The 26,170-nt window shown below is 65.0% G+C and carries 18 protein-coding genes; 10 read left to right on the forward strand and 8 right to left on the reverse strand.

Features of this window, described 5'->3' with window-relative positions; all coding sequences use genetic code 11:
* The 5 genes from FQ755_RS10370 to FQ755_RS10390 all read left to right on the forward strand — a co-directional run bounded on the left by FQ755_RS10370 (position 1) and on the right by FQ755_RS10390 (position 11,212).
* A complete protein-coding gene (locus FQ755_RS10370; protein WP_144153752.1) occupies positions 1 to 1,380 on the forward strand; it encodes an MATE family efflux transporter in 1,380 nt (459 codons plus the stop codon).
* Between the two features lie 131 nt (positions 1,381 to 1,511).
* Entirely contained in the window at positions 1,512 to 7,622 is a 6,111-nt protein-coding gene (locus FQ755_RS10375) for an Ig-like domain-containing alpha-2-macroglobulin family protein (RefSeq protein ID WP_144153754.1), read from the forward strand.
* A gap of 26 nt (positions 7,623 to 7,648) precedes the next feature.
* A complete protein-coding gene (gene pbpC / locus FQ755_RS10380) occupies positions 7,649 to 9,889 on the forward strand; it encodes a penicillin-binding protein 1C (RefSeq protein WP_144154626.1) in 2,241 nt (746 codons plus the stop codon).
* 175 nt (positions 9,890 to 10,064) lie between these two features.
* Positions 10,065 to 10,703 carry a helix-hairpin-helix domain-containing protein gene (locus FQ755_RS10385; protein ID WP_186308479.1) on the forward strand — a complete coding sequence of 213 codons (639 nt, stop codon included), beginning with the start codon at positions 10,065 to 10,067 and terminating at the stop codon, positions 10,701 to 10,703.
* A gap of 5 nt (positions 10,704 to 10,708) precedes the next feature.
* On the forward strand, positions 10,709 to 11,212 hold the full coding sequence (locus FQ755_RS10390) for a YidB family protein (RefSeq protein ID WP_409937337.1): 504 nt from the start codon (positions 10,709 to 10,711) through the stop codon (positions 11,210 to 11,212).
* 168 nt (positions 11,213 to 11,380) lie between these two features.
* Here the strand turns inward: FQ755_RS10390 and clpB are convergent, their stop codons facing one another.
* Both clpB and FQ755_RS10400 read right to left on the reverse strand, forming a co-directional pair.
* On the reverse strand, positions 11,381 to 13,978 hold the full coding sequence (clpB, locus tag FQ755_RS10395) for an ATP-dependent chaperone ClpB (RefSeq protein ID WP_144153758.1): 2,598 nt from the start codon (positions 13,976 to 13,978) through the stop codon (positions 11,381 to 11,383).
* Between the two features lie 128 nt (positions 13,979 to 14,106).
* A complete protein-coding gene (locus FQ755_RS10400; RefSeq protein WP_144153760.1) occupies positions 14,107 to 14,598 on the reverse strand; it encodes an Rrf2 family transcriptional regulator in 492 nt (163 codons plus the stop codon).
* A 280-nt stretch (positions 14,599 to 14,878) separates the two neighbouring features.
* Between FQ755_RS10400 and FQ755_RS10405 the strand changes: the two genes are divergently transcribed.
* Complete coding sequence (locus FQ755_RS10405; RefSeq protein ID WP_144153762.1) at positions 14,879 to 15,436, forward strand: group III truncated hemoglobin; 558 nt, start codon at positions 14,879 to 14,881, stop codon at positions 15,434 to 15,436.
* Between the two features lie 37 nt (positions 15,437 to 15,473).
* Here FQ755_RS10405 and moaE read toward each other — a convergent pair whose 3' ends face one another.
* The 6 genes from moaE to FQ755_RS10435 all read right to left on the reverse strand — a co-directional run bounded on the left by moaE (position 15,474) and on the right by FQ755_RS10435 (position 21,701).
* Positions 15,474 to 15,950 (reverse strand): molybdopterin synthase catalytic subunit MoaE, encoded by a 477-nt coding sequence (moaE, locus tag FQ755_RS10410; RefSeq protein ID WP_144153764.1) that lies wholly within the window; start codon positions 15,948 to 15,950, stop codon positions 15,474 to 15,476.
* A 10-nt stretch (positions 15,951 to 15,960) separates the two neighbouring features.
* Positions 15,961 to 16,218 carry a molybdopterin converting factor subunit 1 gene (gene moaD, locus FQ755_RS10415; protein WP_144153766.1) on the reverse strand — a complete coding sequence of 86 codons (258 nt, stop codon included), beginning with the start codon at positions 16,216 to 16,218 and terminating at the stop codon, positions 15,961 to 15,963.
* A 27-nt stretch (positions 16,219 to 16,245) separates the two neighbouring features.
* Positions 16,246 to 17,466, reverse strand: coding sequence for a gephyrin-like molybdotransferase Glp (gene glp, locus FQ755_RS10420; RefSeq protein WP_409937444.1), 1,221 nt, complete (start codon positions 17,464 to 17,466; stop codon positions 16,246 to 16,248).
* Positions 17,467 to 17,581: 115 nt separating this feature from the next.
* Positions 17,582 to 19,033 carry a threonine synthase gene (thrC, locus tag FQ755_RS10425; RefSeq protein ID WP_144153770.1) on the reverse strand — a complete coding sequence of 484 codons (1,452 nt, stop codon included), beginning with the start codon at positions 19,031 to 19,033 and terminating at the stop codon, positions 17,582 to 17,584.
* 12 nt (positions 19,034 to 19,045) lie between these two features.
* On the reverse strand, positions 19,046 to 20,377 hold the full coding sequence (locus FQ755_RS10430; protein ID WP_144153772.1) for a homoserine dehydrogenase: 1,332 nt from the start codon (positions 20,375 to 20,377) through the stop codon (positions 19,046 to 19,048).
* Between the two features lie 76 nt (positions 20,378 to 20,453).
* On the reverse strand, positions 20,454 to 21,701 hold the full coding sequence (locus FQ755_RS10435; protein WP_144153774.1) for a pyridoxal phosphate-dependent aminotransferase: 1,248 nt from the start codon (positions 21,699 to 21,701) through the stop codon (positions 20,454 to 20,456).
* Between the two features lie 469 nt (positions 21,702 to 22,170).
* Between FQ755_RS10435 and FQ755_RS10440 the strand changes: the two genes are divergently transcribed.
* The 4 genes from FQ755_RS10440 (at position 22,171) to FQ755_RS10455 (ending at position 26,168) form a co-directional block, all read left to right on the forward strand.
* Positions 22,171 to 22,545, forward strand: coding sequence for an Mth938-like domain-containing protein (locus FQ755_RS10440; protein WP_144154630.1), 375 nt, complete (start codon positions 22,171 to 22,173; stop codon positions 22,543 to 22,545).
* A 152-nt stretch (positions 22,546 to 22,697) separates the two neighbouring features.
* The gene (locus FQ755_RS10445) at positions 22,698 to 24,434 is read left to right on the forward strand and encodes a glycosyltransferase family 39 protein (RefSeq protein WP_144153776.1); all 1,737 of its coding nucleotides are present in this window, start codon (positions 22,698 to 22,700) and stop codon (positions 24,432 to 24,434) included.
* 25 nt (positions 24,435 to 24,459) lie between these two features.
* Positions 24,460 to 24,831, forward strand: coding sequence for a DMT family transporter (locus FQ755_RS10450; protein ID WP_144153778.1), 372 nt, complete (start codon positions 24,460 to 24,462; stop codon positions 24,829 to 24,831).
* A gap of 185 nt (positions 24,832 to 25,016) precedes the next feature.
* Entirely contained in the window at positions 25,017 to 26,168 is a 1,152-nt protein-coding gene (locus tag FQ755_RS10455) for a DegT/DnrJ/EryC1/StrS family aminotransferase (RefSeq protein WP_144153780.1), read from the forward strand.
* The last annotated feature ends 2 nt before the right edge of the window (positions 26,169 to 26,170 follow it).

The following is a 26,170-nucleotide window of genomic DNA, read 5'->3' on the forward strand; positions in this document are numbered from 1 at the left end:
ATGCTCGCTGACGTGCGGAAAATCGCCGCGCTCGCCTGGCCGGTTCTGATCGGCCAGTTGGCGATCATCGCGTTCGGCGTGATCGACACGGCGATGGTCGGCCGCTACTCCGCCGTCGACCTTGCCGCGCTCGGCCTCGGCTCGTCGATCTACATCTCGGTCTATATCGGCCTCACCGGCATTCTCACCGCGCTGCAGCCGATTGCCGGCCAGCTGTATGGCGGGCGCCGCTATAGCGAGATCGGCGAGGAAGTCCGTCAGTCGTTGTGGCTGGCGCTGGCGCTAATGACGATCGGCTTTCTGATCCTGTACTTCCCCGAACCGATCCTGCGCGTGGCCCGCGTGCCGGCGGCGCTGCACGAACGCACGGTCGCCTATCTGCAGATTCTGGCGTTCGGCCTGCCGGCCGGCCTCACCTTTCGCATCTACAGTTCGCTGACCAACGCGGTCGGCCAGCCGCGGCTCGTGATGATCCTGCAGGTGGGCGCGCTTCTGCTGAAGTTTCCGCTCAACCGCTGGTTCATCTTCGGCGGCTTCGGCATGCCGGCGCTGGGCGGGCCGGGTTGCGCGCTCGCCAGCACCTCGATCAACTGGACGCTCGCCGTGGTCGGCATTCTGCTGATGACGCGGCTCGACGTGTTCCGGCCGTTCGCGATTTTTTCGCACTTCTGCTGGCCGGTCTGGCGCCGCCAGCTCGCGCAGTTGCGCCTCGGGATTCCGATGGGGCTTTCCTATCTGATCGAGGTCACCTCGTACACCTTCATGGCGCTGTTCATCGCGCGCTTCGGCACCACCACGCTCGCCGGACATCAGATCGCCGGCAACATTGGCGCAGTGCTGTATATGACGCCGCTGTCGATCGGCATTGCCAGCTCCACGCTGGTAGCCCAGGCGCTCGGCGCGCATCGGCATGAGGCGGCGCGCACGCTGGCGCGCCACGGCATCCTGATGGCGGTGCTGATCGCCTGCTGCTATGGCGTGATCGTGCTTGCGCTGCGGCCGTTCATCATCGAAGGATACACGCCGAATGCACAGGTCGCGGTGGCGGCGATGCCGCTCGTGCTGATCGTGGTGTTCTATCACGTGTTCGATTCGCTGCAGGTGACGACGGCTTTCGTGTTGCGCGCCTATAAGGTGGCGGTGGTGCCGACGGTCATCTATGCCGTCGCGCTGTGGGGTGTGGGGCTCGGCGGCGGGTATCTGCTCGGCTTCGATGTCGGCGGTGCGATTCCCGTGGGCTTGACCGGCGCGCGCGGGTTCTGGGTCGCGAATATGGCGAGTCTCGGTATCGCCGGTTCGGGCTTGCTGATTTACTTGCGCTCGGTTAGCCGGCGGTATCTGCGAGCTGATTTTGACTCGCGGGCGGAGACGCTGACGTAGCGGATGGGGATGCGTTGGCCCGCGGTTGAAGTGGGCGCCACAGCCTTTCCTTTGCCTCTCAACAGCTTTGGAATACTGACGATCGTCCGGTAGAATCGCCAGCATTCTGTAAGCCAACGGGAGTGCGGTCGATGCGAAGCAGCACCTTCAAACGGACGTGGATGTGGGCCACCGTAGCAGTGCTCGCCCTGCTGGCCGCCTCTTCGTGGCGCGCCGATGCAGCACGCATCACGAGCGTGTCGCCGCAAGGCAAGGTGACGCAGGTTCGCCAGGTGGTCGTCAAGTTCGACGAAGCGATGGTCGCCTTCGGCTCCCCCACTGCCACCGCTCCCGCGCAGGTGCATTGCAACGACGCCGCCGCGAGCAGCGGCCAGGCCCGCTGGATCGACGACAAAACCTGGGCGTGGGACTTCGCCGCCGACCTCCCGCCGGGTGTCAGCTGCACGGTCGATCTCAACGACGGGCTCAAGTCGTCGGCCGGCCATGCGGTCACCGGCCCGCATCGCTATGCGTTTCAAACGGGCGGCCCGTTCGTGCAGGAGATTCGCCCCGACCCCGGCGAAATCGAAGAGAACCAGGCGTTCCTCCTGCAACTAAACGGGCCGGCTACGGATGCCTCGGTTCACCAGCACATCTGGTGCGAATCGAGCGGCCTCGGCAATCGCATTCCCGTCAAGAATCTGGACGACACGGCACGCGCCGCGCTGCTCAAACACTTCCATCTGCAAAAAGACGCCGCGCGCATCCTGACTCTGCAATGCCAGCAGACCTTGCCTGCCGCGACCAAAATGCAGCTGGTCTACGGCGTCGGCGTGGCGGGACCGAGCGGCCTTGCCAACGACGTCGAGCGCCGCTTCGACTACACCGTGCGCGAGCCGTTCGCCGCCAGCTTCTCCTGCGAGCGCGAAAACGCCAAGGCGCCATGCACGCCGCTGCGTCCGGTGCAGGTACGTTTCAACGCGCCCATCAATCGCGCGGATGCCGAAAAGCTCACGCTCAAGGGCCCCGGCGGCACGATTGCACCGACCTTCAAACCCGATGACAAGGATTCCGAAACATCGACGGTCGAATTCGCCGCGCCGTTGCCCGAGCACGCCGAACTGACCATCGACATTCCCTCAGGCCTCAAGGACGTCAGCGGCCGCGCGCTCAGCAACGCCGACCTGTTCCCGCTCAAGACCAGCACCGCGCCCATGCCGCCGCTCGCCAAGTTCTCCTCGGGGACGTTCGGCATCGTCGAGCGTTTCGCGGAACCAGGCATGCCCGCGCTCGTGCCGGTCACGCTGCGCAACGTCGAAGCGGATCTGCACGTCGCGGGCCTCAATACCGGCAACGCGCAGTTCAGCAAGCTGCGCGTCGATGCGGACACGGATATCCGCAAATGGATGCGGCTCGTCGACCAGTTCGACGGCTATTCGATGAACCGCTCGGAGATCGATTCGCTGATGCCCGGTCTCCTGCTGCACGCGAAGAATCCGGTGTACGTGCCGCGTTCGCCGGATCAATCGGGCGACGACGACGGCAGCCAGAAAGACCCGCCCATCGACATCCGTTCGCTGTCTTTACTCGCGGGGCAGCATGGCGTCGAAACACTCGTCTTGCCGAAGGAGGATCCGAAAGCCCTGCGGCCATTCGAAGTGGTCGGCGTGCCGGTGACCCAACCCGGCTTCTATGTGATCGAACTCGCCTCGCCCGCGCTCGGCGCCTCGCTGCTGAGCCGAAAAGCGCCCATGTACGTGCGCACGGCGGTGCTCGTCACCAATCTCGGCGTGCACTTCAAGCAGGGCCGCGAAAACAGCCTGGTGTGGGTCACCTCGCTCGACAAGGGCCAGCCGGTGCCGAACGCCACCGTGCAGGTAAGCGACTGCAACGGCGCCCCGCTCGCCGACGGCAAAACCGACGCGCACGGCTTGCTGACCATCGAAAAAGCGCTCGCTCCGCTCAAGGCCTGCGAGCCGGGCAGCTTCGAGGGCTTCTTCGTCTCGGCGCGCGTCGACGATCCGAAGACCGGCCGCGACATGGCCTTCGTGCGCTCCGACTGGAATCGCGGCATCGAATCCTGGCGCTTCAATGTGCCCACCGACACCAGCATCGAGCCGACCCTCCGCGCGCATACCGTTTTCGACCGCACGCTGTTGCGCGCCGGCGAGACGGTGTCGATGAAGCATCTGATTCGTGTCGAAAACCTGCATGGCTTCGCGTATCCGCAAAAGTATCCGACCCGCGTGACGATTCGCCATCTCGGCAGCGGCCAGACCTATCATCTGCCGCTCAAGTGGGCGGCGGACCACAGCGCCGATTCGAGCTTCACGATTCCGGTGGCGGCGAAACTCGGCGAGTACAGCGTCACGCTCGATGACGGCGAGCCGAACGCGGCCGCTTCGTCCACCGCTGCGAACAGCTTCAGCGACGACAGCGACTCCAGCAACGGCGACGGTGATAGCGACGGCGACAGCGCCGCGCCGTCCATGAGCTACGAATCCGGCAGCTTCCGTGTCGAAGAATTCCGCTTGCCGGTCTTCAAAGGCACGATCGCCGTGCGCGACGAAAAAACCCATCCGCTGGTGGCCGCCAAAGATGCGCCGCTCGCCGTGCAGATCGATTACGTCTCGGGCGGCGCGGCGTCGAATTTGCCCGTGCAGGTGTCGGCTTTGCTGAAGGACACGTCTCCGGGTTTCACGGACAATTTCCCCGATTTCAGCTTCACGCCCTACACGCCGCAAACCGGCGACGACACCTCCGCCTCGGACGACGAAGACAGCGACGCGCAACAACCCGCCGACGACAACGCCAGGCTGATCGCCGACAAGCAGCCGCTCACGCTCGATCGAAACGGCTCGGGCGCCTTGACGCTCAAAAGCCTGCCGCACGTCGACGCGCCCAAACGCCTCGCGCTCGAAGCCACCTTCGCCGATCCGAACGGCGAAGTGCAGACGCTTTCCGGCAGCGCGACGCTGTGGCCCGCGGCGGTGGTCGCGGGCATCAAATCGGGACAATGGGTGTCGGTCGGCAACAGCGTGCCGGTCAAGGCGCTGGCCGTCGATCTGCAAGGCAAGCCGCGCGCCGGCGTGGCGCTCGACGTGCACGGCTATGCGCGCATCACGACCAGCTCCAGAAAACGCATGGTGGGCGGTTTCTACGCCTACGACAACCACAGCGAGACCCGGGACCTCGGCTCGCTTTGCAGCGGCAAGAGCGACGACCACGGCCTCCTCGCCTGCGACGCGAAGCTGCACGACGCGGGCAACATCGACCTCGTGGTGACGGCCAAAGACGGCGACGGCAACGTGTCGACGGCGAGCAGTTCCGTGTGGGTCACGCGCGAAGACGAACTATGGTTCGGCGGCGAGAACACCGATCGCATCGACGTGCTGCCCGAAAAGACCGCCTATGAGCCCGGCGAAACCGCGCGCTTCCAGGTGCGCATGCCGTTCCGCTTCGCCACCGCGCTGGTCGCGGTCGAACGCGAGGGCATTCTCGAAACGCACGTCGTGCAACTGGACGGCAAGGATCCGACCGTCGAGCTGAAGGTCAACGAGGCGTGGGGGCCGAACGTGTACGTCTCGGTGCTGGCGCTGCGCGGCCGGATCCACGAGGTGCCGTGGTATTCGTTCTTCACGTGGGGCTGGAAGGCGCCGCTCGAATGGGCTCGCGCGTTCTGGTACGAGGGGCGTCAATACGAGGCGCCCACGCCGCTGGTCGATCTGTCCAAGCCCGCCTTCCGCTACGGCATGGCCGGCATCAAGGTGGGCACGGCGGCGCACAAGCTCGCCGTGACCGTGACGCCGGACGCGAAGTCCTACACCGTGCGCGGCAAGGCGCACGTCAAACTGCACGTGCAGATGCCCGGCGGCAAGCCCGCGCCGGCCGGCACGCAAATCGCCGTGGCCGCGGTCGACGAGGCGCTGCTCGAACTGATGCCCAACGATAGCTGGGACGTGCTCGACGCGATGCTGGAGCAGCGCGCGTATGGCGTCGAAACCTCGACGGCGCAAATGGAGATCGTCGGACGCCGTCACTTTGGCCGCAAGGCGGTGCCGGCGGGTGGCGGCGGCGGCCATAGCTCGACGCGCGAACTGTTCGACACACTGCTGCTGTGGAATCCGCGCGTCACGCTCGACGCCAACGGCGACGCCGCGCTCGACGTGCCGCTCAACGACGCGCTGACGAGTTTTCGCATCGTCGCGATTGCGGCGGTCGGGCCGGGCATGTTCGGCACCGGCAGCACGTCGATTCGCAGTACCCAGGATCTGCAACTGATCTCCGGCTTGCCGCCGCTGGTGCGCGAGGGCGACGTGTTCCGCGCGCAGTTCACGGTGCGCAATACCACCGCGCGGGCCATGCAAGTGGTCGTCACGCCAAGCGTGCCGGGCCTCGCGCTCGCCGCCCAAACCGTGGATCTCGCGGCCGATTCGGCGCGTGAAATTGCCTGGAGCGTGACGACGCCCGACGGCCTCGCCGATGCGCCGTCCAGCGCGCTCACGTGGAACGTGGCCGCCGCCGAACAGGGCGGCCCGCACGCCAGCGACGCGCTGAAGATCGCCCAGCGCGTCACCGCGGCCGTGCCGGTCACGGTGCAACAGGCCACCATCGCGCAAGTCGACGGCACGCTGTCGCTGCCAGTGGCCGCGCCGCCGGATGCGAGCGCGACGCTTGCGGGCATGGTGCGCGGCGGCATCGCCGTGTCGTTGCAGTCGAAGCTCTCGGACGGCCTGCCCGGGGTGCGCCGCTGGTTCGAGCGCTATCCGTACAATTGCCTCGAACAGCAGACCTCACGCGCCATCGGTCTGCGCGATCCGGCGCAGTGGCAGGCGGTGGTGGCGAAGATGCCGGTCTATCTCGACCGCGACGGCCTCGCCAATTATTTCCCGCCGAGCGACGACAGCCGCAGCCAGGGCAGCACGACCCTGACGGCCTATCTGCTCGCCGTCACCGATGAAACCGCCAGGCTCGATCCGCGTTTTGCCCTGCCCGACGACGTGCGCGGCAAGCTCGAAGCGGGGCTGGTGGGCTTTGTCGAAGGCCGGATTGCGCGCGACACCTGGGCGCCGCGCAAGGATCTGGATCTGCGCAAGCTCGAAGCGCTCGAGGCGCTGTCTCGTTATGGAATGGCCCAGGCCCGCATGCTCGACTCGATCGAAATTGCGCCCAACCAGTGGCCCACTTCAGCCCTGCTCGACTACTACGCGATCCTCTCGCGCGTGGCGGATATCCCGCAACGCGACGACAAGCGCGCCCAGCTCGAGCAGATCCTGCGCGCGCGGCTCACGTATCAGGGCACGCGCCTCACGTTTTCGACCGAGGCCGACGACGATCTGTGGTGGCTGATGACCAGCACCGAAGACAACGCCGCCCGCACCGCGTTGACCTTCGTCGATTCGCCGGCATGGAAGGACGAGATGCCACGCCTCGTCGCTGGCCTGCTGGCGCTGCAACGCAACGGCGCGTGGCAGACCACCACCTCCAACGTATGGGGTTCGCTGGCGGTCGAGCGTTTCTCGGAGGTGTTCGAGAGCACGCCGGTCACCGGGCAGACGCGGCTCCAGCTCGGCACCTTCGACAAGAGCATTTCGTGGAGCCAGCCGGCGGCGCCCGCGGCAAGCTCGGCAACCGCCATCACGCAAACGAAGGACACCCGCAGCCAGCTTCTGCCATGGCCGCCCGCCGCGAACCCCGCCGCCGCGGCGCCGTTGACGCTGACACAGGACGGCACCGGCAAACCATGGGCGACCATCGAAAGCCTCGCCGCCGTGCCGCTGAAGACGCCGTTCGCGGCCGGTTACCGCATCACCAAAACGGTCACGCCGCTCGATCCGGCGGTGAAAGGCGTCTATACGCGTGGCGATGTAGTGCGCGTGCATCTGGACATCGATGCGCAAACCGATATGACCTGGGTGGTCGTCAACGATCCGGTGCCGGCCGGCGCGACGATCCTCGGGTCGGGTCTGGGACGCGACTCGGAAGCCGCCACGCAAGGCGAAAACAGCGGCGACAACGCAGATCGTGGCGCGTGGCCGGCGTTCGTCGAGCGCGGTTTTGATGGTTACCGCGCGTACTACGATTATTTGCCGAAGGGGAAATTCTCGGTCGAGTACACGGTGCGGCTCAACAACGTCGGCACGTTCGGTCTGCCGCCGACGCGGGTGGAAGCGCTTTATGCGCCGTCCACGTTCGGCGCGCTGCCGAATGCGCCGCTGGTGGTGGTGCCGGCGGCGGGCACCGCGCCCGCGGCCTCGAAGTAAGCGGTATGGAATTTTTGCGCAACGGCATGCTGACCCGTCTCCTTTCCCGGCCGGCCCTCGCCCGCAGCGCACTCTGCGTCACGCTGTTGGGCACGTCGCTCAGCGCCTTCGCTGTCCCCACCTTCGACGAAGTGCGCGCCCAGTGGCACAGCTCGGACTGGGTCCTGCTGGCGCGCGACGGCGAGCCGCTGCAACGCACGCGCATCGACCACAGCGAGCGGCGCGGCGACTGGGTCGCGCTCGCCGATGTCTCGCCGGCGCTGCGCCAGGCCATCGTGGTCTCGGAAGACAAGCGTTTCTACGAGCACAGCGGGGTCGACTGGCGCGGTGCGGCGGGTGCTGCGTGGGCCAATCTGTGGAATACGCGCACGCGCGGCGCGTCCACTGTGACCATGCAGCTGACGGGGCTGCTCGACGACGACCCGCAACATTCAGGACAACGTTCGATCACGCAGAAAGCCAGCCAAGCCGTCAACGCGTTGTGGCTCGAGCGCAGCTGGCGCAAGGACCAGATTCTCGAAGCCTATCTGAATCTGGTGCCGTTTCGCGGCGAGACAGTGGGCCTCTCCGCCATCTCGATGACCCTGTTCGGCAAGGCGCCTTCCGGTCTCGACGAACGCGAAGCGGCGGTCGCCGCCGCGCTGATCCGCGCGCCCAACGCCTCCTACGCCAAAGTCAGCGAACGCGCCTGCCGGATTCTGCGCGACATGCACGCCGCCAGCCAATGCGCGAACCTCGGCGGCTTCGTGCAACTGGCCTTCGCCAGGCCCGCGCCCGCCACCCTCTCCATCACGCCCGACGACGACGGTCTCGCGCCGCACTTCGCACGCCGCGTAGCCGCTGAAGTGCATCCGGCGGCAGGCGCGCGCGTGAAGTCCACGCTTGACGCGAACCTGCAACGCTTTGCCCGCGACACGCTCACTCGCACCCTGCTCGAACTGAACGCCCGCGCGCATCCACGCAACGTGCAGGACGGCGCGGTGGTGGTGCTCGACAACACCACGGGCGAGGTGCGGGCGTGGGTCGGCTCGTCGGGCGCGCTGTCAGGCGCACGCGACGTGGATGCCGTGCTCGCCCTGCGCCAGGCGGGCTCGACGCTCAAGCCGTTCCTGTACGCGCAGGCCATCGACGAACGGCGGCTCACCACTACTTCTTTGCTCGACGACGCGCCGCTCGATCTGGCCGCGGGCGGCGGCCTGTATATTCCGCAGAACTACGACAAGGACTTCAAGGGCTGGGTCAGCGTGCGCACCGCGCTCGGCTCGTCGCTGAACGTGCCGGCCGTGCGCACGCTGGTCATGGTGACGCCGCACCGCTTCGCCAAGACGCTCACCGCGCTCGGCCTGCCGCTCACGCAAAGCGGCGACTACTATGGCTACAGCCTCGCGCTCGGCAGCGCGGACGTCACGCTGCTGGCCTTGACCAATGCCTATCGCGCGCTGGCGAATGGCGGCGTCGCCGGCGCCACGGTCGATCTGCCGCGCCGTCCGAACACGCCGCGCGACGCCACGGCGGGTAATACGCAGCGCGTCTTCAGTCCCGCCGCGAGCTTCATCATCACCACGGTGCTGGCGGACAATAACGCGCGCACCCGCACCTTCGGTTTCGATAGCCCGCTTGCCACGCGTTTCTTCTCCGCCGTCAAAACCGGCACCAGCAAGGACATGCGCGACAACTGGACGATCGGCTTCACCTCGCGCTACACGGTCGGCGTGTGGGTGGGCAATGCCGACGGCACGCCAATGTGGGACGTGTCCGGCGTGACCGGCGCGGCGTCGGTGTGGGCCGCAATCGTCGGCTATCTGCATCGGCGTTTGCTGAGCACGCCGCCGGCCGCGCCACCCGGCGTGGTTCAAACCCGGGTCACGTTCGAAACCGGCGTCGAGCCCGCCCGCGACGACTGGTTCCTGGACGGCACGCAGACGCCGATCGTAGCCCTTGCGGCGAATGCCGACGCCGCCGTGCAGCGCGTCTCGACGCACGGCGCGGTGCATATCGGCGCGCCCACCGACGGCACGATCTTCGCGCTCGATCCCGACATTCCCGCCTCGCGCCAACGGGTTTCCTTCGAGCGAGCGAGCGGAGGCTCGACGCTCAGCACCTGGCGTCTCGACGGCAAGACGCTGGGTCACGCGGCGCGTGTGCCCTGGCTGCCGTGGCCCGGACACCATCTGCTGGAACTGGTGAATGCCGACGGCAGCGTCGCCGATGCGGTCCACTTCGAGGTACGCGGTGCAGTCGCTCGCACACAAAAGCCCACAAAATAGGCGAAAGGTTTAAATAGTCTTCACAATGATTTACTTGTCACGATTCGATCGGTATAAATCGGCGGTTTTCATCAGAAGCGCGCGCAATTTATCCTATGCTTAAGCGCAGCGCGTGCTGACTGCCTGCGTCGTCCGTTCCCGGCTAACTTTTTTTGCCCTCAATGGAGTGCTTGCCATGCTGAAGAAGCTGCTCATGCTTTGCGTTGCCTTGGCCCTGTCCCTGTCAGCCGGATTCGCCGCCGCGGTGGAAGTCAATTCCGCCGATCAGGCAACGCTCGAAACCGTCAAGGGCATCGGCCCCGTGCATGCAAAAGCCATCATCGACGAGCGCAGCAAAAACGGCCCGTTCAAGGACGCCGACGATCTCGCCACGCGCGTGAAGGGCATCGGCACCAAGTCGGTGACCAATCTTGAAGCGGCCGGCCTCACGATCAACGGCTCATCCGCACCGCCGGCCGGCACCAAGGCCACCGCCAAATCGAGCGCGGCCACCACGGCGAACACGGCCGCCACCAGCACCCCGGCAACCAAGACCCAGGTCGCAACCTCAACTGCAACCACTGCGGCAACAACAGCGGCAACCACCGCCACGCCCGCGCCGGCAGCCGCCGCGAGCGCGCCTGCTGCCGCCTCGGGTGGCAGGGCTTCGAAGTCGAAGAAGAAGAGCAAAGCGGCGGCCTCCGAGGCAGCCGCTGCCTCCGCGCCTGCAGCAACGGCTGCCAGCGCCCCGGCGGATGCTTCGGGCAGCAAGGCCTCGAAGAAAAAGGCCAAAAAGAACAAGGCGGCCTCGGCTGCCGCTGCATCGGGGACCTGAGTTCGGTGCCGCGCAACCGCGCGGCGTTTTCACCCGCCAGCGTCGCCACTGCGCGCCGGCATTCAAGAGAGACCGTCATGAGCCTACTCGATACCTTCGGTTCCCTGCTCGGCCAGTCGCCCCAAGGCGGCGGCCAGCAAGCCCTGATCAGCACCGCGCTCGAATTCGTCAACAACCAGCCGGGCGGCCTGAATGGCCTGATCCAGCAGTTCAAGGACAAAGGCGCCGGCGACATCATCAGTTCGTGGATCAGCAACGGCGAAAATCAGCCGATCGCCGCCGATACGCTGCATAGCGTGCTGGGCTCGGATACCGTCACCAATCTCGCGGCCAAGGCCGGCGTGCAGCCCGAACAGCTCACGGGATTGCTGTCGCAGATTCTGCCGCACGTCGTCAACGCGGCCACACCCACTGGCGAAGTCCCCGCGCAAGGCCAACTGAACGCAACGAGCGTGCTCGGCGCGCTCGGCGGCCTGGAGTCGCTGCTCGGCGGCAAGAGCAACGCATAAGGCGCGTTGCAGTAAAGCCGATGTAGCAAAACGTCCGGACAAACCCGCGTCCGGATAAATAAAAAGGGCAACGAATCAAATTCGTTGCCCTTTTGCTTTTACCCGTTTTCGGTTGTCGGTAGGGAGCGGCTTAAACACAGCCGCTCCACAGACCGCGCGTCGCCGTAGTTAGTGCACGACGCGATCGAACACCAGCTTGCCGTCTTCGACCTCGACCGGAATCACGTCCTTCGGACCGAACTTGCCGGCCAGAATCAGCTTGGCGACCGGGTTCTCGATCTCCTGCTGGATGGCGCGCTTCAACGGCCGCGCACCGAACAGCGGGTCGTAACCGACCTTGCCGATCAACTCCAGCGCCTCGTCCGACACCACCAGTTGCATGTCGAGCTTCGCAAGCCGCTCCTGCAGCCGTTGCAACTGAATCTTCGCAATCGACTGGATGTTGGTGCGGTCGAGCGCATGGAACACCACGACATCGTCGATCCGGTTGAGGAATTCGGGGCGGAAATGCAGCTTCACTTCTTCCCACACCGCATCCTTCACGGCTTCCTGCGGTTCGCCGACCATCGACTGGATCACCTGCGAACCGAGGTTCGACGTCATCACGATCACCGTGTTCTTGAAGTCCACGGTGCGCCCCTGGCCGTCGGTCATGCGGCCGTCGTCGAGCACCTGCAGCAGCACGTTGAACACGTCCGGATGGGCCTTCTCGATTTCGTCGAGCAGGATCACGCTGTACGGCTTGCGACGCACCGCTTCGGTCAGGTAACCGCCTTCCTCATAACCGACATAACCCGGCGGCGCGCCGATCAGCCGCGCGACGCTGTGCTTCTCCATGAACTCGCTCATGTCGATCCGGATCAGATGATCTTCCGAATCGAACAGGAACGATGCCAGCGCCTTGCACAGTTCGGTCTTGCCGACACCCGTCGGGCCGAGGAACAGGAACGAGCCGTATGGACGGTTCGGATCCGACAGACCCGCACGCGAACGGCGAATCGCGTCGGCCACCGCCGAAATCGCTTCGTCCTGGCCCACCACGCGATCATGCAGCTTGCCTTCGATCTGCAGCAGCTTTTCGCGCTCGCCCTGCATCATGCGTGACACCGGAATGCCGGTCGCGCGCGAGACCACCTCGGCAATTTCCTCAGCCCCCACCTGCGTGCGCAACAGACGCGGACGCGTGGGATTGTTCTGCTCTTTCGCTTCGGCCTGGGTCACTTCCTTCAACTGCGCTTCGAGCCCCGGCAGCTTGCCGTACTGCAGCTCGGCGACCTTCTCCAGCTTGCCTTCGCGTTGCAGGCGCGTGATTTCCGCGCGGGTTTTCTCGATCTCTTCCTTCAGTTGCGCGCTGCCTTGCACGGCGGCTTTTTCCGCCATCCAGATTTCTTCGAGGTCCGAATAATCGCGGTTCAGCTTCTCGATTTCTTCCTCGATCAATTGCAGACGCTTCTGCGACGCTTCGTCCTTTTCCTTCTTGACGGCTTCGCGCTCGATCTTCAACTGGATCAGGCGGCGGTCGAGCCGGTCCATCTCTTCGGGCTTCGAATCGATTTCCATCTTGATCTTCGAAGCAGCCTCGTCGATCAGGTCGATGGCCTTGTCCGGCAGGAAACGGTCGGTGATGTAGCGATGCGACAGTTCCGCCGCCGCGACGATCGCCGGATCGGTGATATCCACGCCGTGATGCAGCTCATACTTTTCCTGCAAGCCGCGCAGGATGGCGATGGTTGCCTCGACCGACGGTTCGTCCACCAGCACCTTCTGGAAGCGGCGTTCGAGCGCGGCATCCTTTTCGATGTACTTACGATATTCGTCCAGCGTGGTGGCGCCGACGCAATGCAACTCGCCACGCGAGAGCGCCGGCTTGAGCATATTGCCTGCATCCATCGCACCCTCGGCCTTGCCCGCGCCGACCATGGTGTGGATTTCGTCGATAAAGACGATGGTCTGCCCTTCGTCCTTGGCGATATCGTTCAGCACGGCTTTCAGGCGCTCTTCGAACTCGCCGCGATACTTGGCGCCGGCCAGCAGCGCCGCCATATCGAGCGACAACACGCGCTTGCCCTTGAGGGTTTCCGGCACTTCGCCGTTGACGATACGCTGCGCGAGACCCTCGACGATGGCCGTCTTGCCGACACCCGGCTCACCGATCAGCACCGGGTTGTTCTTGGTACGGCGCTGCAGGATCTGGATGGAGCGGCGGATTTCGTCGTCGCGGCCGATCACCGGGTCGAGCTTGCCGGCACGCGCGCGCTCGGTCAGATCGACGGTGTATTTCTTCAGCGCTTCGCGTTGGCTTTCGGCGTCCTGGCTGTGCACCTGCGAGCCGCCGCGCACGGCGGCAATCGCCGATTCCAGCGACTTGCGCGACAGGCCATGCTGGCGCGCGAGGCGGCCGGCTTCGCCCTTGTCGTCGGCCACGGCCAGCAGGAACATTTCGCTGGCGATAAAGGTGTCGTTCAGCTTCTGGGCTTCCTTGTCGGCCTGGTTCAGCAGGCCGATCAGTTCGCGGCCAAGCTGCACGTTGCCGTCAGTCCCCTGGACCTGCGGCAGACGCGTGATGGCGTCGTTGAGCGCGGTTTGCAGCGCCTGCACGTGCACGCCGGCGCGCGAGAGCAGCGAGCGGGCCGAGCCGTCCTTCTGCGCGACCAGCGCGGCGAGCAGGTGCAGCGGCTCGATGTACTGATTGTCATGGCCGACCGCCAGACTCTGCGCATCCGCCAGCGCTTCCTGAAATTTAGTGGTGAGTTTGTCGACTCTCATCAAGAGACCTCCAATTTTCGAATATCACCAAAATGAGGCGTTTTCTGCGGGTTTCAAGCGGTTTTTTGCATGCGAGACGAAGTATTTAACAATTGACGCGAACAGGCGCTTCGTTTCCGTCAATCGACTTACGCCGCTCCGCCGTTGCCCGCGCTGGCGAGCGCAATCGGGACGATCTGCCGCATGCCGAGCAGGGCCGCGAGCGGCCCCTGAGGCTCGGCCAGCTCGCCGATGGTATGACGGTCCAGCTCCGACAGAAAGGCGTGGCGCGCCGTTTCCAGCACGCCTTTGAGCCGGCATTGCGACTGGATGACGCAGTGCCGCTGGACGCCCCGTTCGTCCGGGAAACAGCCGACCAGGGCAAAATCGCTCTCGGTCGCCCGCACGACCTCGCCGACCGTCAACGCCGCCGAGTGTTCGAAGAGCCGCAGCCCGCCGTTGCGGCCGCGCACTGTCTCCACCCAGCCCAGTTCGCCGAGCCGCTGGACGACCTTCATGAGGTGGTTTTTCGAAATCCCGTAGGCGTCCGAGATATCCTGGATGGTCGCCAGTCCCTCGTCGCGAACCGCGAGGTACAGCATGACGCGGAGCGAGTAATCGGTGTAGTCGGTCAGTCTCATAAGCGCAAGATCACGAAGTCACGATGAGCGACGGCGGCGATCCGCTGAAAGACCGTGTCGGCGCGAGGGTTGTCCGGTCAGCCCGCCGGCCATAACATGCCGCTATTACGCATGTTATGCAGGGCTTTCCAAGGATGGGTGCCATTCCGAATGCTAACGTTTGCCCGCAGTTTGCCCCGCGGTTTTCCCATAGGGTAACTTTTTTGAATTAGCGAATTGTGAAGCACTATTGCCCGCCGTGCTCATTGCATCCGAATTTGAATTTGTCTCCGGTCCCCGTATGAAGCCCACTTTTGCCGCCGCGCCCGGCCCCGCTGCCACAAGGCACACGGAACCCACCGAAGCGAATATCCGCGAGCTGGTCTACGCCTTCTACGAGCGCGTGCGCTCTGACGCCACACTCGGCCCGGTGTTCGAGCAGACGCTCGCCGGACGCTGGGACGTGCATCTGCCGAAGATGTGCACGTTCTGGGCGAGCCTCGTGCTCGGCGCGAAGCAGTATCGCGGCAACGTGCAGCAGGCGCACCAGCCGCTGCCGGGACTCGAGCCGCGCCACTTCAGCCACTGGCTTTACCTCTTTCTCGATACCGTGGAGTCGCGCTACGAACCGGCGGCGGCGATCCGCTTCATGGAACCGGCGTTGCGCATCGCGCAAAGCCTGCAGTTGAGCCGATTTGGATGGGACTACGCGATTCCCGCCGAACAGCGGGCGCTACTTGAGCGGATCGCGCCGCCGAAGCGCGATCCACAGGCGCATGCGGCGGAACATGCGGCGGCCGGCAAGCGTGGCGAGCCGTTTCCGGCGAAGATTATCGGGCGATCGTCGAACGAGGATTGAAGCGGCGCGCGGCCCACTGCGGCAGGCAATACGCGCGTTATTCGGACTTCGTATTAATCGAGCCGATGCCCCAGCGCGCGAGCGCCGCGTCGTCCGTCACGCGCGCATCGACCCAGCGTTCGCCCTGATCGGTCTTTTCCTTTTTCCAGAACGGCGCTTCGGTTTTCAGGTAATCCATCACGAATTCGCACGACGCAAACGCGTCGCCGCGATGCGCCGCCGTGGTCGCCACCAGCACGATCTGGTCGAGCGGATACAGCTTGCCCACACGGTGGACGACCAGCACCTCGACGCCCGGCCAGCGGGCGCGCGCCGTGTCGACGATGGCCGCGAGCGACTTCTCCGTCATGCCCGGATAGTGCTCGAGTTCCATGGTTTCGACCGTGCTGCCGTCGTTCAGGTCGCGCACGGTGCCGACGAAGCAGGCCACCGCGCCCACCTTGGGATTCTGCGCGCGCAGGCTGGCCACCTCGGCGGTGAGGTCGAAATCTTCGGTCTGGACACGAACGGTCATCGTCTCGCCCTCAGCCGCCGGTGACGGGCGGGAAAAACGCGACTTCACAGCCTTCGGTGATGCGCGTGCCGGCGTCGGTCATCACGTGATTGCAGGCCATGCGCAGCGCGCGGCCCTCGGCGAGCGTCTCCGCCCAGACGCCACCGCGCGCCCGCAGCCATACCCGCACGTCGCCGACCGTGGCGACGCTGTCGGGCACGTCCACCGTCTCGTCGGCGGTGCCGAGCGCTTCGCGCACGCTGGCAAAAAATTTCAGCTGGATCTTCATCTGCTTGGCTAATAGACGCCGCCGGCGTCAGTTCAGTAATTCGGAAAAGGGAATGAAACGCACCGTCTCGCCGGCGCTGATCACGTGATTGGGCGGATTGTCGATCAGGCCGTCGCCCCACACCGTCGAAGTCAGCACCGCCGAACTCTGGTTCGGAAACAGGTCGAGACCGCCCGCCGGATTGATTTTGGCGCGCAGGAATTCATTGCGGCGGTCGCCTTTGGCCTGCGTAAAGTCCGCGCGCAGCGACAACGCCCGCGGCGTCACGGTGCGCACGCCCGCCAGCCGCAGCACGAACGGACGCACAAACAGCAGGAAGGTGACGAAAGTCGATACCGGATTGCCCGGCAGACCGATAAAGAAGGTTTCGGCCGCCTCTGCCGCCCGGACGCCGCGCCGTACCGCGCCGAATGCCAGCGGCTTGCCGGGCTTCATGGCGATCTGCCACATCGACAGCCGCCCTTCCGCCTCGACCGCCGGCTTCACGTGATCTTCCTCGCCCACCGACACGCCGCCGCTGGTCAAAATCAGGTCATGCGACTGCGCGGCCTCGCGCAGCGTCGCGCGGGTCGCGTCGAGCTGGTCGGGGACGATACCGTAATCGGTCACTTCGCAGCCGAGCTTTTCGAGCAGCCCACGCAGCGTGAAGCGATTCGAGTTGTAGATGGCGCCGGGTTTGAGCGGCTCGCCCGGCATGGTCAGCTCGTCGCCGGTGAAAAACACGGCCACCTTGACGCGCCGCAGCACCCGCAATTGCGCGCAGCCCACCGAGGCCGCCAGCCCCAGCGCCTGCGGCGTCAGGCGCGTGCCCGCCGGCAGTATCACCGAGCCGCTGCGGATGTCCGCGCCGTGCGCCGTGATCCATTCGCCGGCTTTCGGCAGGTGCAGGATCGTCACCGCCTCGTGGGCGGCTTCGGTCTGCTCCTGCATGACGATGGCGTCGGCACCGGGCGGCACGGTGGCGCCGGTGAAAATCCGCGCTGCCGTGCCGGCCGCGAGCGGCTGCGGCGCGTGGCCGGCCGGAATGCGTTGCGACACCGGCAGCCGGCCTTCGCCGTGGGCGAGATCGGCGAGCCGCACCGCGTAGCCGTCCATGGCGCTGATGTTCATGGGAGGCACGTCGAGCGGCGACACTACATCGACGGCCAGCACGCGGTTTAGTGCGTCCACCGTGGCGAGCGTCTCCGTGCCGCTGACGGTGCTGGAAGCGCCCAGCAGCGTGGCAAGGGCGTCAGAGGTGGACAGCATCGGCGCGCGCGGCGCGGAGGGCGTGGCAGAGGTGGGCGTGGACATCGAACGGGCCCGCAGAACTTAAACGATTATTGTAGCGGCCCGCGAGGACCGCCGGGCGTCCCTTTCGACATCAGCCGCCCGTATGCGCCACCACGAAGTCCTTCACGCGCTGCGCGTCCGCCGGCAACACCTCGAAGCGCTGCGGCAGCGCTTCGATCCCGGAGAAAGCCGCCGGCCGCTCCGGTTCGCGCAGCAGCGCCTCGCGGATGGTCTCGCCGAACTTGATGGGCTGGGCGGTCTCCAGCACGATCATCGGGATGCCAGGTTGCAGATGCTCGCGCGCCACCTTCAGGCCGTCGGCCGTGTGGGTGTCGATCATGGTGTCGTAACGTTCGAACACGTCGCGAATCACGTCCACCCGGTCGGCGTGGCTACTGCGCCCCGACACGAAGCCGAATTCCTTGACGCGCGCGAAATCGCCGCTCGCCGCCAGATCGAAACCGCCCTTTTCTTCGACGTCGCGGAACAGTTGCAGCACCCGCGCCGGATCGCGTCCCAGCAGGTCGAACACGAAACGCTCGAAATTCGACGCCTTCGAAATGTCCATGCTCGGGCTGCTGGTGTGATACGTCTCGGCCGCCTTGCGCACGCGGTAGACGCCGGTACGGAAAAACTCGTCGAGCACGTCGTTCTCGTTGGTGGCGACCACGAGTTTTTCGATGGGCAAGCCCATCATGCGCGCGATATGCCCGGCGCAGACGTTGCCGAAGTTGCCCGACGGCACCGTGAACGAGACCCGCTCGCCGTTCGACTTCGTGGCGGCGAAATAACCCTTGAAGTAGTACACGACCTGCGCGACGACACGCGCCCAGTTGATCGAATTGACCGTGCCGATCTTGTGCTTCGCCTTGAACGCGTGGTCGTTCGAGACGGCCTTGACGATGTCCTGGCAGTCGTCGAAATTGCCTTCCACCGCGAGGTTGAAAATGTTCGGGTCCTGCAGGCTATACATCTGCGCCGTCTGGAACGCGCTCATCTTGCGGTGCGGCGACAGCATGAACACGCGGATGCCCTGCTTGCCGCGCATGGCGTATTCGGCCGCGCTGCCGGTGTCGCCCGAGGTGGCGCCCAGGATGTTGAGCGTCTCGCCGTGCTTCGCCAATGCGTATTCGAACAGGTTGCCGATCAACTGCATCGCCATATCTTTGAACGCCAGCGTCGGCCCGTTGGACAGTTCGAGCAGCGCCAGCGGCGCGCCGTTTTCGACGCCCAGCGTCTTCAGCGGCGTGATCTGCGCGGCGCTTTCGTCGTCGCGCACGTTGCAGTAGGTGGCCGCCGTGTAGGTGCGGCGGGTGAGCGCGCGCAGGTCGTCGGCGGGAATGTCGTCGCTGAATTTCGACAGAATCTCGAAGGCGAGGTCCGCGTAAGGCAGCGTGCGCCAGCGCGCGAGTTCGTCGGCCGAGACCTGCGGATATTGCGCCGGCAGGTACAGGCCGCCGTCTCGCGCGAGACCGCCCAGCAGGATGTCGGAAAACGTATGGCGCTCGCCGGCTCCGGCGCCGCGCGTGGAAAGGTAGTTCATATCAGTCTCTGGCTAGTTCAGTGCTTCCATGCGCAGCTTGGTCACCTGCGACACGACGGTCTGCAGCGCCTCGACATTCCTGATCGCGGCGTTGACGTGCTTTTCGACCGTTTCGTGCGTGATCAGGATGATGTCGGTTTCGCCCTTGCCGTTGGCGTCGACGTGCTCCGATTCCTTCTGCAGCAGCGCGTCAATGGAAATGCCGGTATCCGCGAGGATGCGCGTGATGTCGGCGAGCACGCCGGTCACGTCCGCGACCCGCAGACGCAGGTAATAGCCGCTCGTCACTTCCTCGATCGGCAGGATCGGCGTGTTCGACAGGCTGTCCGGCTGGAACGCCAGATGCGGCACGCGATGCTCCGGGTCCGCGGTATGCAGACGGGTCACGTCCACCAGATCCGCCACCACGGCCGACGCCGTCGGCTCGGCTCCCGCGCCCTTGCCGTAGTACAGCGTGGTGCCGACCGCGTCGCCGTGCACCACCACCGCGTTCATCGCGCCTTCCACGTTCGCCAGCAGGCGCTTCTCGGGAATCAGCGTCGGATGCACGCGCAGTTCGATGCCTTTATCGGTGCGGCGCGCGATGCCGAGCAGCTTGATGCGGTAGCCAAGTTCTTCGGCGTATTTGATGTCGATGGCCGCCAGCTTGCTGATGCCTTCGACATAAGCCTTGTCGAACTGCACCGGTACGCCGAACGCGATCGCGCTCATGATGGTCGCCTTGTGCGCGGCGTCCACACCTTCGATGTCGAAGGTCGGGTCGGCTTCGGCGTAGCCCAGCTCCTGCGCCGCCCGCAGCGCGGTGGCGAAGTCGAGCCCACGGTCGCGCATCTCCGAGAGGATGTAATTGGTCGTGCCGTTGATGATGCCGGCAATGTACTGGATACGGTTCGCCGTCAGCCCTTCGCGCAGCGCCTTGATGATGGGAATGCCGCCCGCCACCGCCGCTTCGAATGCCACCATCACGCCGTTGGCGCGCGCCGCTTCGAAGATCTCGGTGCCGTGCACGGCGAGCAGCGCCTTGTTGGCCGTCACCACATGCTTGCGATTGGCGATGGCGCGCAGCACCAGCTCGCGCGCGATGCCCGTGCCGCCGATCATTTCCGCGACGATGTCGATCGCCGGATCTTCGACTACGGCATCGAAGCTATCGGTGATGTCCACCGTGCCGGCTTCGCTGCCGAGCGCGGCCGTCGCCCTGGCCGGATTGCGCACGGCAATGCGCGCAATCTCGATGCCGCGGCCGGCGCGCCGTTTGATTTCTTCCTGGTTGCGGCGCAGTACCGTGAAGGTGCCGCTGCCCACCGTGCCGAAGCCCAGCAGTCCAACTTTGATCGGTTCCATGCAGCGTGTGTTTTAGAGTAAGGATTAAGGGAAACTTTAGGTCCGGATCTGACGTGCCGCCAATCGCGGCCGTTGCTCAGACCGAATGACGTTTTCGGTAGCCGTCGAGGAAGCGGGCGATCCGGTTGATCGAATCCGCCAGGTCGTCGACGTTCGGCAGGAACACCACCCGGAAGTGATCCGGCGACTTCCAGTTGAAGCCGGTGCCTTGCACCAGCAACACCCGCTCGGCCAGCAGCAGCTCCAGGATGAACTGCTGGTCGTCCTCGATCGGGTACATTTTCGGATCGAGGCGCGGGAACATATACAGCGCTGCTTCCGGTTTCACGCAGGTGACGCCGGGGATCGCCGTCAGCATGTCATACGCGAGTTGACGCTGTTTGTACAGGCGGCCGCTCGGCACGATCAGGTCGTTGATGCTCTGGTAGCCGCCGAGCGCGGTCTGGATCGCATACTGGCCGGGCACGTTCGGGCACAGCCGCATCGAGGCGAGAATGCCGAGGCCCTCGAAATAGTCCCTGGCGCGACGGCGGTTCTCGCCGGTCAGCCCCGAGATGAACATCCAGCCGGCACGGTAGCCGCACGAGCGGTAGCTTTTCGACAGGCTGTTGAAAGTGACCGTCAGCACGTCTTCGGAGAGCGCCGCCATCGAGGTGTGCTGCTTGCCGTCGTAGACGATCTTGTCGTAGACCTCGTCGGCGAAGATCACAAGGCCGTGCTGGCGCGCAATTTCGATCAGACCGAGCAGCAGTTCGTCCGAGTACAGCGCGCCGGTCGGGTTATTCGGGTTGATCACCACCAAAGCGCGCGTATTCGGCGTGATTTTGGCGCGGATGTCGTCCAGATCGGGCATCCAGCCGTTTGATTCGTCGCACAGGTAGTGGATCGGCGTGCCGCCCGACAGGCTCACGCCCGCGGTCCACAGCGGGTAGTCCGGCGCCGGCAGCAGCACCTCGTCGCCGTCGTTGAGCAGGCCCTGCATGGCCATCACGATCAGTTCGGACGCGCCATTGCCGATGTAGATGTCGTCCAGCTCGACGCCGTGCACGCCCTTTTGCTGCGTGTAATGCATGATCGCCTTGCGTGCGGCGAACACCCCTTTCGAGTCAGAATAACCTGACGAGCCAGGCAAATTCAGAATCATGTCCTGGATGATTTCATCCGGCGCGTCGAAGCCGAACGGCGCGAGATTGCCGATATTCAGCTTGATGATGCGATGGCCCTCTTCTTCGAGCCGCTTCGCATGTTCGAGGACGGGCCCGCGGATGTCATAGCAGACATTCAACAACTTGTTGGATTTGAGAATCGGTTTCACGGCGGGCACTTCATCCTGAATATATATGGGCAGGCCCGCAACAGACGGGGCATGGGCATCGGAGCGCGGCAGTGGCCGAGGCGGCTGGCAGCGGCCGCCTCGGGGACTCACTCCCGCAAGTTGTTCTGGTTCGCGCTGGCGGCGGATTGCGCCGGGGTGCCCGGCTCGCTTCAGGAGAACCGTTCAGGATCTCCCAATGCTGCCCTTGAGGCTCCTCACAGTCCCAATCAAGGTCCTCTAAAGGTTGCCCAAAAGGTGTCCTCAGGGAATCTTAAGGGAGCGCCTGGTAAGCTGTCTGGCCATGCCTGATCGGCGTGCTGGCCGGTGTCCGGCAAAGGCTTCGGGCGCGGCTTATGACGGCACGCGAAGCAAGGAGCGCCGCCGGGCGGCTAAAAAGTTATAATTTAGCGGATTTTGGCCGACTTCCGCAATGCACCAAGTGCATGCAGTCCGGAAAGAACGACTTCGGAAAACCAATTTGAAATTACACCAGGATTCGAGCGGCGCCCTGAACACCGTCACCGGCTACGGCGCCGGCTATGTCGAAATCAATCTCCAGCGCCACGCTGGCAGCATACTCGTGATGCCGGAGGCCCCCGTCATCGCGTGGCCCGTGACGTCTTTCGAGACGCTGGCCGCCGAGCATTTCGCGATGCTGATCGAGATGCGCCCCGAGGTGGTGGTGTTCGGCAGCGGCGAGCGCCTGCGCTTCCCGCATCCGCGTCTGACCGCCGCGCTCGCCGCGCAGCGCATCGGCGTCGAGACCATGGACTTCAAGGCCGCCTGCCGCACCTACAACATTCTGATGGCCGAGGGCCGCAAGGTCGCGGCTGCCTTGCTGATCGAAGCATAAGCGGCACGGCGCGCGGCAGCCCGCGCGCCGCGAGCGGAACCGTGCTTCAGCCGCCGGCTGGCGCGGCCTATCCCGCCGCATGCGCTTCATGCTCCTAACAACACTGACACGGCGCCTGTGCGGCGCCGCCCAAAGAACAGGCTAACAAATCCATGAACGATACGCCTTCCCGGCTACCGCTCAACCGCAGCACCATCCTGCTTCTGGTGCTGGTCCTCGCTGTGATCTGGTTCGTGCCGCTCGGCTGGCGCCATCTGCTGCCGAGCGATGAAGGCCGCTACGCCGAAATGGCGCGCGAAATGTTCCTCACCGGCGACTGGATCACGCCGCGCTACAACGGCTACAAATACTTCGAGAAGCCGCCGCTGCAGACCTGGCTGAACGCGCTGACCTTCGCGTGGTTCGGCATTGGTGAATGGCAGGCGCGCCTCTACACGGCGTTGACCGGCTTCGCGGGGGTCCTGCTGCTCGGCTTTACCGGCGCGCGCGTCTTCAACGCGGCCACCGGCGTGTTCGCGGCAATCGTGCTGGCCACCTCGCCGTACTGGAACCTGATGGGCCACTTCAACACGCTCGACATGGGCCTGTCGTTCTGGATGGAGTTGACCCTGTGTGCGCTGCTGCTGGCGCAGCGCCCCAACCTGCCGAGCGCGAGCGTGCGCGGCTGGATGTGGCTGTGCTGGGCGTCGATGGCGCTCGCGGTACTGTCGAAGGGCCTCGTCGGCCTGATCCTGCCGGGCGCGGTACTGGTGCTGTACACGCTGGCCGCACGCGACTGGGCCGTGTGGAAGCGGCTGCATCTGATCGGCGGGCTGATCCTGTTCTTCGCGATCGTCACGCCGTGGTTCGTGCTGGTGCAGCAACGCAACCCGGAATTCCTCAACTTCTTCTTTATCGTCCAGCAGTTCAAGCGCTATCTGACGCCCGAGCAGAACCGCCCCGGCGCGTTCTATTACTTCGTGCCGGTCCTCCTCGTCGGTTTCCTGCCGTGGCTGACGGTGAGCGTGCAGAGCATCCGCCACGCGCTGCGCCTGCCGCGCCAGCCGAACGGCTTCTCGCCGGTCATGATGATGCTGGTGTGGGCGGCCTTCATCTTCCTGTTTTTCAGCGCGTCGCATTCGAAGCTGCTGTCGTACACGCTGCCGATCGCGCCGGCGCTCGCCCTGCTGATCGGCCTGTACCTGCCGCTCGTCACGCCGGCCATGCTGCGCCGCCATCTGGCCGCCTACGCCGGCTTTCTGGTGCTGGCGGCGGTGGGCGCGCTGTTCATGAATCGCCTCGGCGACGACCGCAATCCCACCGAACTGTATGTGGCCTTCCGCGTCTGGGTGCTGGCCGCGCTCGGTGTCGCGTTCATTCTGACGCTGGCCGCGCTGTGGCTGAACCGCCGCAGCCGCGCCGGGATCGTCGGCGCCACCGCCCTGTTCGGCGCGGCGTGGCTGCTGCTCGGCACCATCGCCGGCACCGGCCATGACGTGTTCGGGCGCCTGAGTTCCGGCGCGCCGCTCGCGCCGGCCGTCAAGGCCGCCATCGCCAAACTGCCGCCCGATACGCCGTTCTACTCGGTCGGCGTGCTTGACCACACCCTGCCGTTCTACGTCGGCCATACGATGATCATGGTCGAGCATCCGGACGAACTGGCATTCGGCGTCTCCGTCGAACCGCAAAAGTGGATCCCGACGCTGGACGAATGGCTCAAGCGCTGGGAAGCCGACCGCTACGCGCTCGCCCTGCTGCCGCCGGCTCGCTACGATGCGCTGCTGGCGCAGCACGTGCCGATGGAAGTCGTCGCCCGCGACGCCCGGCGCGTGGTGGTCGAAAAGCCGCTCGCACCGGCCACGGACGCACCCGGCGCAGCGCAGTCCGCCGTAGAAAAACCGCAGCAATGACCCCATCTCAGGACCTGAACCGTCGATGAACCCGATTTCGCTCATCTGTATCCTCGCAGGCGTCACGCTGAACGCCTGCGCGCAGCTTCTGCTCAAGGCCGGCACGAATGCCGTTGGACACTTCGAATTCAGCCGTGCGAACATCCTGCCCATTGGCTTCCGGCTGGCGACCCAATGGCCGATCATCGGCGGCTTGAGCTGTTACGTGATCAGCGTCGCGGTGTGGGTGATCGGGCTGTCGCGGGTGGATGTGTCGATTGCCTATCCGATGCTTTCGCTGGGATACATCGTCAACGCGTTCGCGGCCTGGTATCTGTTCGGCGAGGTGCTGTCGGTCCAGAAGCTGGTGGGGATCGGCATTATTCTGCTGGGCGTCGTCATCCTGGCGCGCAGCTAGTCGTCTTCAAGGTTCGACCGGCCGGTGATTCACGAGATCAGGCGGGCGTTAAGAACCGGTAAGCAGCGCGCGCGATGCGGCCTCATACTCGCGCCGTTCGCTCCGGTCCGCCGCTGTATCCTTGCCGGTCGCGGTCGTTGTAATCGTTGTTGGTTGCCGCCCTATTTCTTTCGAGCGAAGCATTCATGAGCCAGTCATCCGTCCCGTTTTTGCCGTTTGTCCGTCCGGAAATCGATGAAGAGACCATCCAGGGGGTGGCCGAGGTGCTGCGCTCCGGCTGGATCACCACCGGCCCGCAGAACCAGGCGTTCGAAGCCGCGCTCTCGGAATTCTGCGGCGGCCGTCCGGTGCGGACCTTCAATTCCGGCACGGCGACGCTCGAAATCGGCCTGCGCATTGCCGGAGTGGGCGTGGGCGACGAAGTCATCACCACGCCCGCCTCGTGGGTCTCCACCAGCAACGTGATCCTCGAAACGGGCGCGACGCCGGTATTCGCCGACATCGACCCGAAAACCCGCAACATCGATCTGGACCTGCTGGAAAAAGCCATCACGCCGCGTACCAGGGCGATCATCCCGGTGTATCTGTCGGGCCTGCCGGTGGACATGGACCGTCTCTATGAAATCGCCCGCGCCCACAAGCTGCGCGTGATCGAAGACGCCGCCCAGGCGTTCGGCTCGACGTGGAAAGGCGAGCGGATCGGCAAACTCGGCGACATCGTCTCGTTCAGCTTCCACGCCAACAAGAATCTCACGTCCGTCGAAGGCGGCGCGCTGGTGCTGAACAACGAGGACGAAGCGATCCTCGCCCAGAAATACCGCCTGCAAGGCATCACCCGCACGGGTTTCGACGGTATGGACTGCGACGTGCTCGGCGGCAAATACAATCTGACCGACGTGGCGGCGCGCGTGGGCCTTGGCCAACTGCCGCACATGGAGCGTTTCATCGCCCAGCGCCGCAAGCTCGTGCGAGCCTACTTCCAGGGTTTCGAAGGCGGCGCGGCCGTCAAGCTGGGAATGGGTCTGCCGCTTGCTGACTTTGAAAACAGCAACTGGCACATGTTCCAGATCACGCTGCCGCTCGAGAAGCTCGCCATCGACCGCGCCGGCTTCATGGGCCAGCTGAAAGAACGCGGCATCGGTTCGGGTGTGCATTACCCGGCCATCCATCTGTTCTCGCTGTACCGCGCGCGCGGCTTCAGGGAAGGCATGTTCCCGCATGCGGAGCGCTTCGGGCAGACCACGGTCACGCTGCCGCTCTTCACGCTGATGAACGAAGCCGACGTGGCGCGCGTGTGCCAGGCGGTCAACGAAATTTGCGAACAATACGGAAAATAAGC

The organism is Paraburkholderia sp. BCC1885, assembly GCF_900996235.1.
GTDB lineage: Bacteria > Pseudomonadota > Gammaproteobacteria > Burkholderiales > Burkholderiaceae > Paraburkholderia.

What these genes read in the sequence shown, in the direction of transcription:
- FQ755_RS10370 (WP_144153752.1), top strand. Translation starts at nt 1, where the DNA reads ATGCTCGCTGACGTGCGGAAAATCGCCGCGCTCGCCTGGCCGGTTCTG.
- FQ755_RS10375 (WP_144153754.1), top strand. Translation starts at nt 1,512, where the DNA reads ATGCGAAGCAGCACCTTCAAACGGACGTGGATGTGGGCCACCGTAGCA.
- pbpC (WP_144154626.1), top strand. Translation starts at nt 7,649, where the DNA reads ATGCTGACCCGTCTCCTTTCCCGGCCGGCCCTCGCCCGCAGCGCACTC.
- FQ755_RS10385 (WP_186308479.1), top strand. Translation starts at nt 10,065, where the DNA reads ATGCTGAAGAAGCTGCTCATGCTTTGCGTTGCCTTGGCCCTGTCCCTG.
- clpB (WP_144153758.1), bottom strand. Translation starts at nt 13,978, where the DNA reads ATGAGAGTCGACAAACTCACCACTAAATTTCAGGAAGCGCTGGCGGAT.
- FQ755_RS10400 (WP_144153760.1), bottom strand. Translation starts at nt 14,598, where the DNA reads ATGAGACTGACCGACTACACCGATTACTCGCTCCGCGTCATGCTGTAC.
- FQ755_RS10405 (WP_144153762.1), top strand. Translation starts at nt 14,879, where the DNA reads ATGAAGCCCACTTTTGCCGCCGCGCCCGGCCCCGCTGCCACAAGGCAC.
- moaE (WP_144153764.1), bottom strand. Translation starts at nt 15,950, where the DNA reads ATGACCGTTCGTGTCCAGACCGAAGATTTCGACCTCACCGCCGAGGTG.
- moaD (WP_144153766.1), bottom strand. Translation starts at nt 16,218, where the DNA reads ATGAAGATCCAGCTGAAATTTTTTGCCAGCGTGCGCGAAGCGCTCGGC.
- glp (WP_409937444.1), bottom strand. Translation starts at nt 17,466, where the DNA reads ATGCTGTCCACCTCTGACGCCCTTGCCACGCTGCTGGGCGCTTCCAGC.
- thrC (WP_144153770.1), bottom strand. Translation starts at nt 19,033, where the DNA reads ATGAACTACCTTTCCACGCGCGGCGCCGGAGCCGGCGAGCGCCATACG.
- FQ755_RS10430 (WP_144153772.1), bottom strand. Translation starts at nt 20,377, where the DNA reads ATGGAACCGATCAAAGTTGGACTGCTGGGCTTCGGCACGGTGGGCAGC.
- FQ755_RS10445 (WP_144153776.1), top strand. Translation starts at nt 22,698, where the DNA reads ATGAACGATACGCCTTCCCGGCTACCGCTCAACCGCAGCACCATCCTG.
- FQ755_RS10450 (WP_144153778.1), top strand. Translation starts at nt 24,460, where the DNA reads ATGAACCCGATTTCGCTCATCTGTATCCTCGCAGGCGTCACGCTGAAC.
- FQ755_RS10455 (WP_144153780.1), top strand. Translation starts at nt 25,017, where the DNA reads ATGAGCCAGTCATCCGTCCCGTTTTTGCCGTTTGTCCGTCCGGAAATC.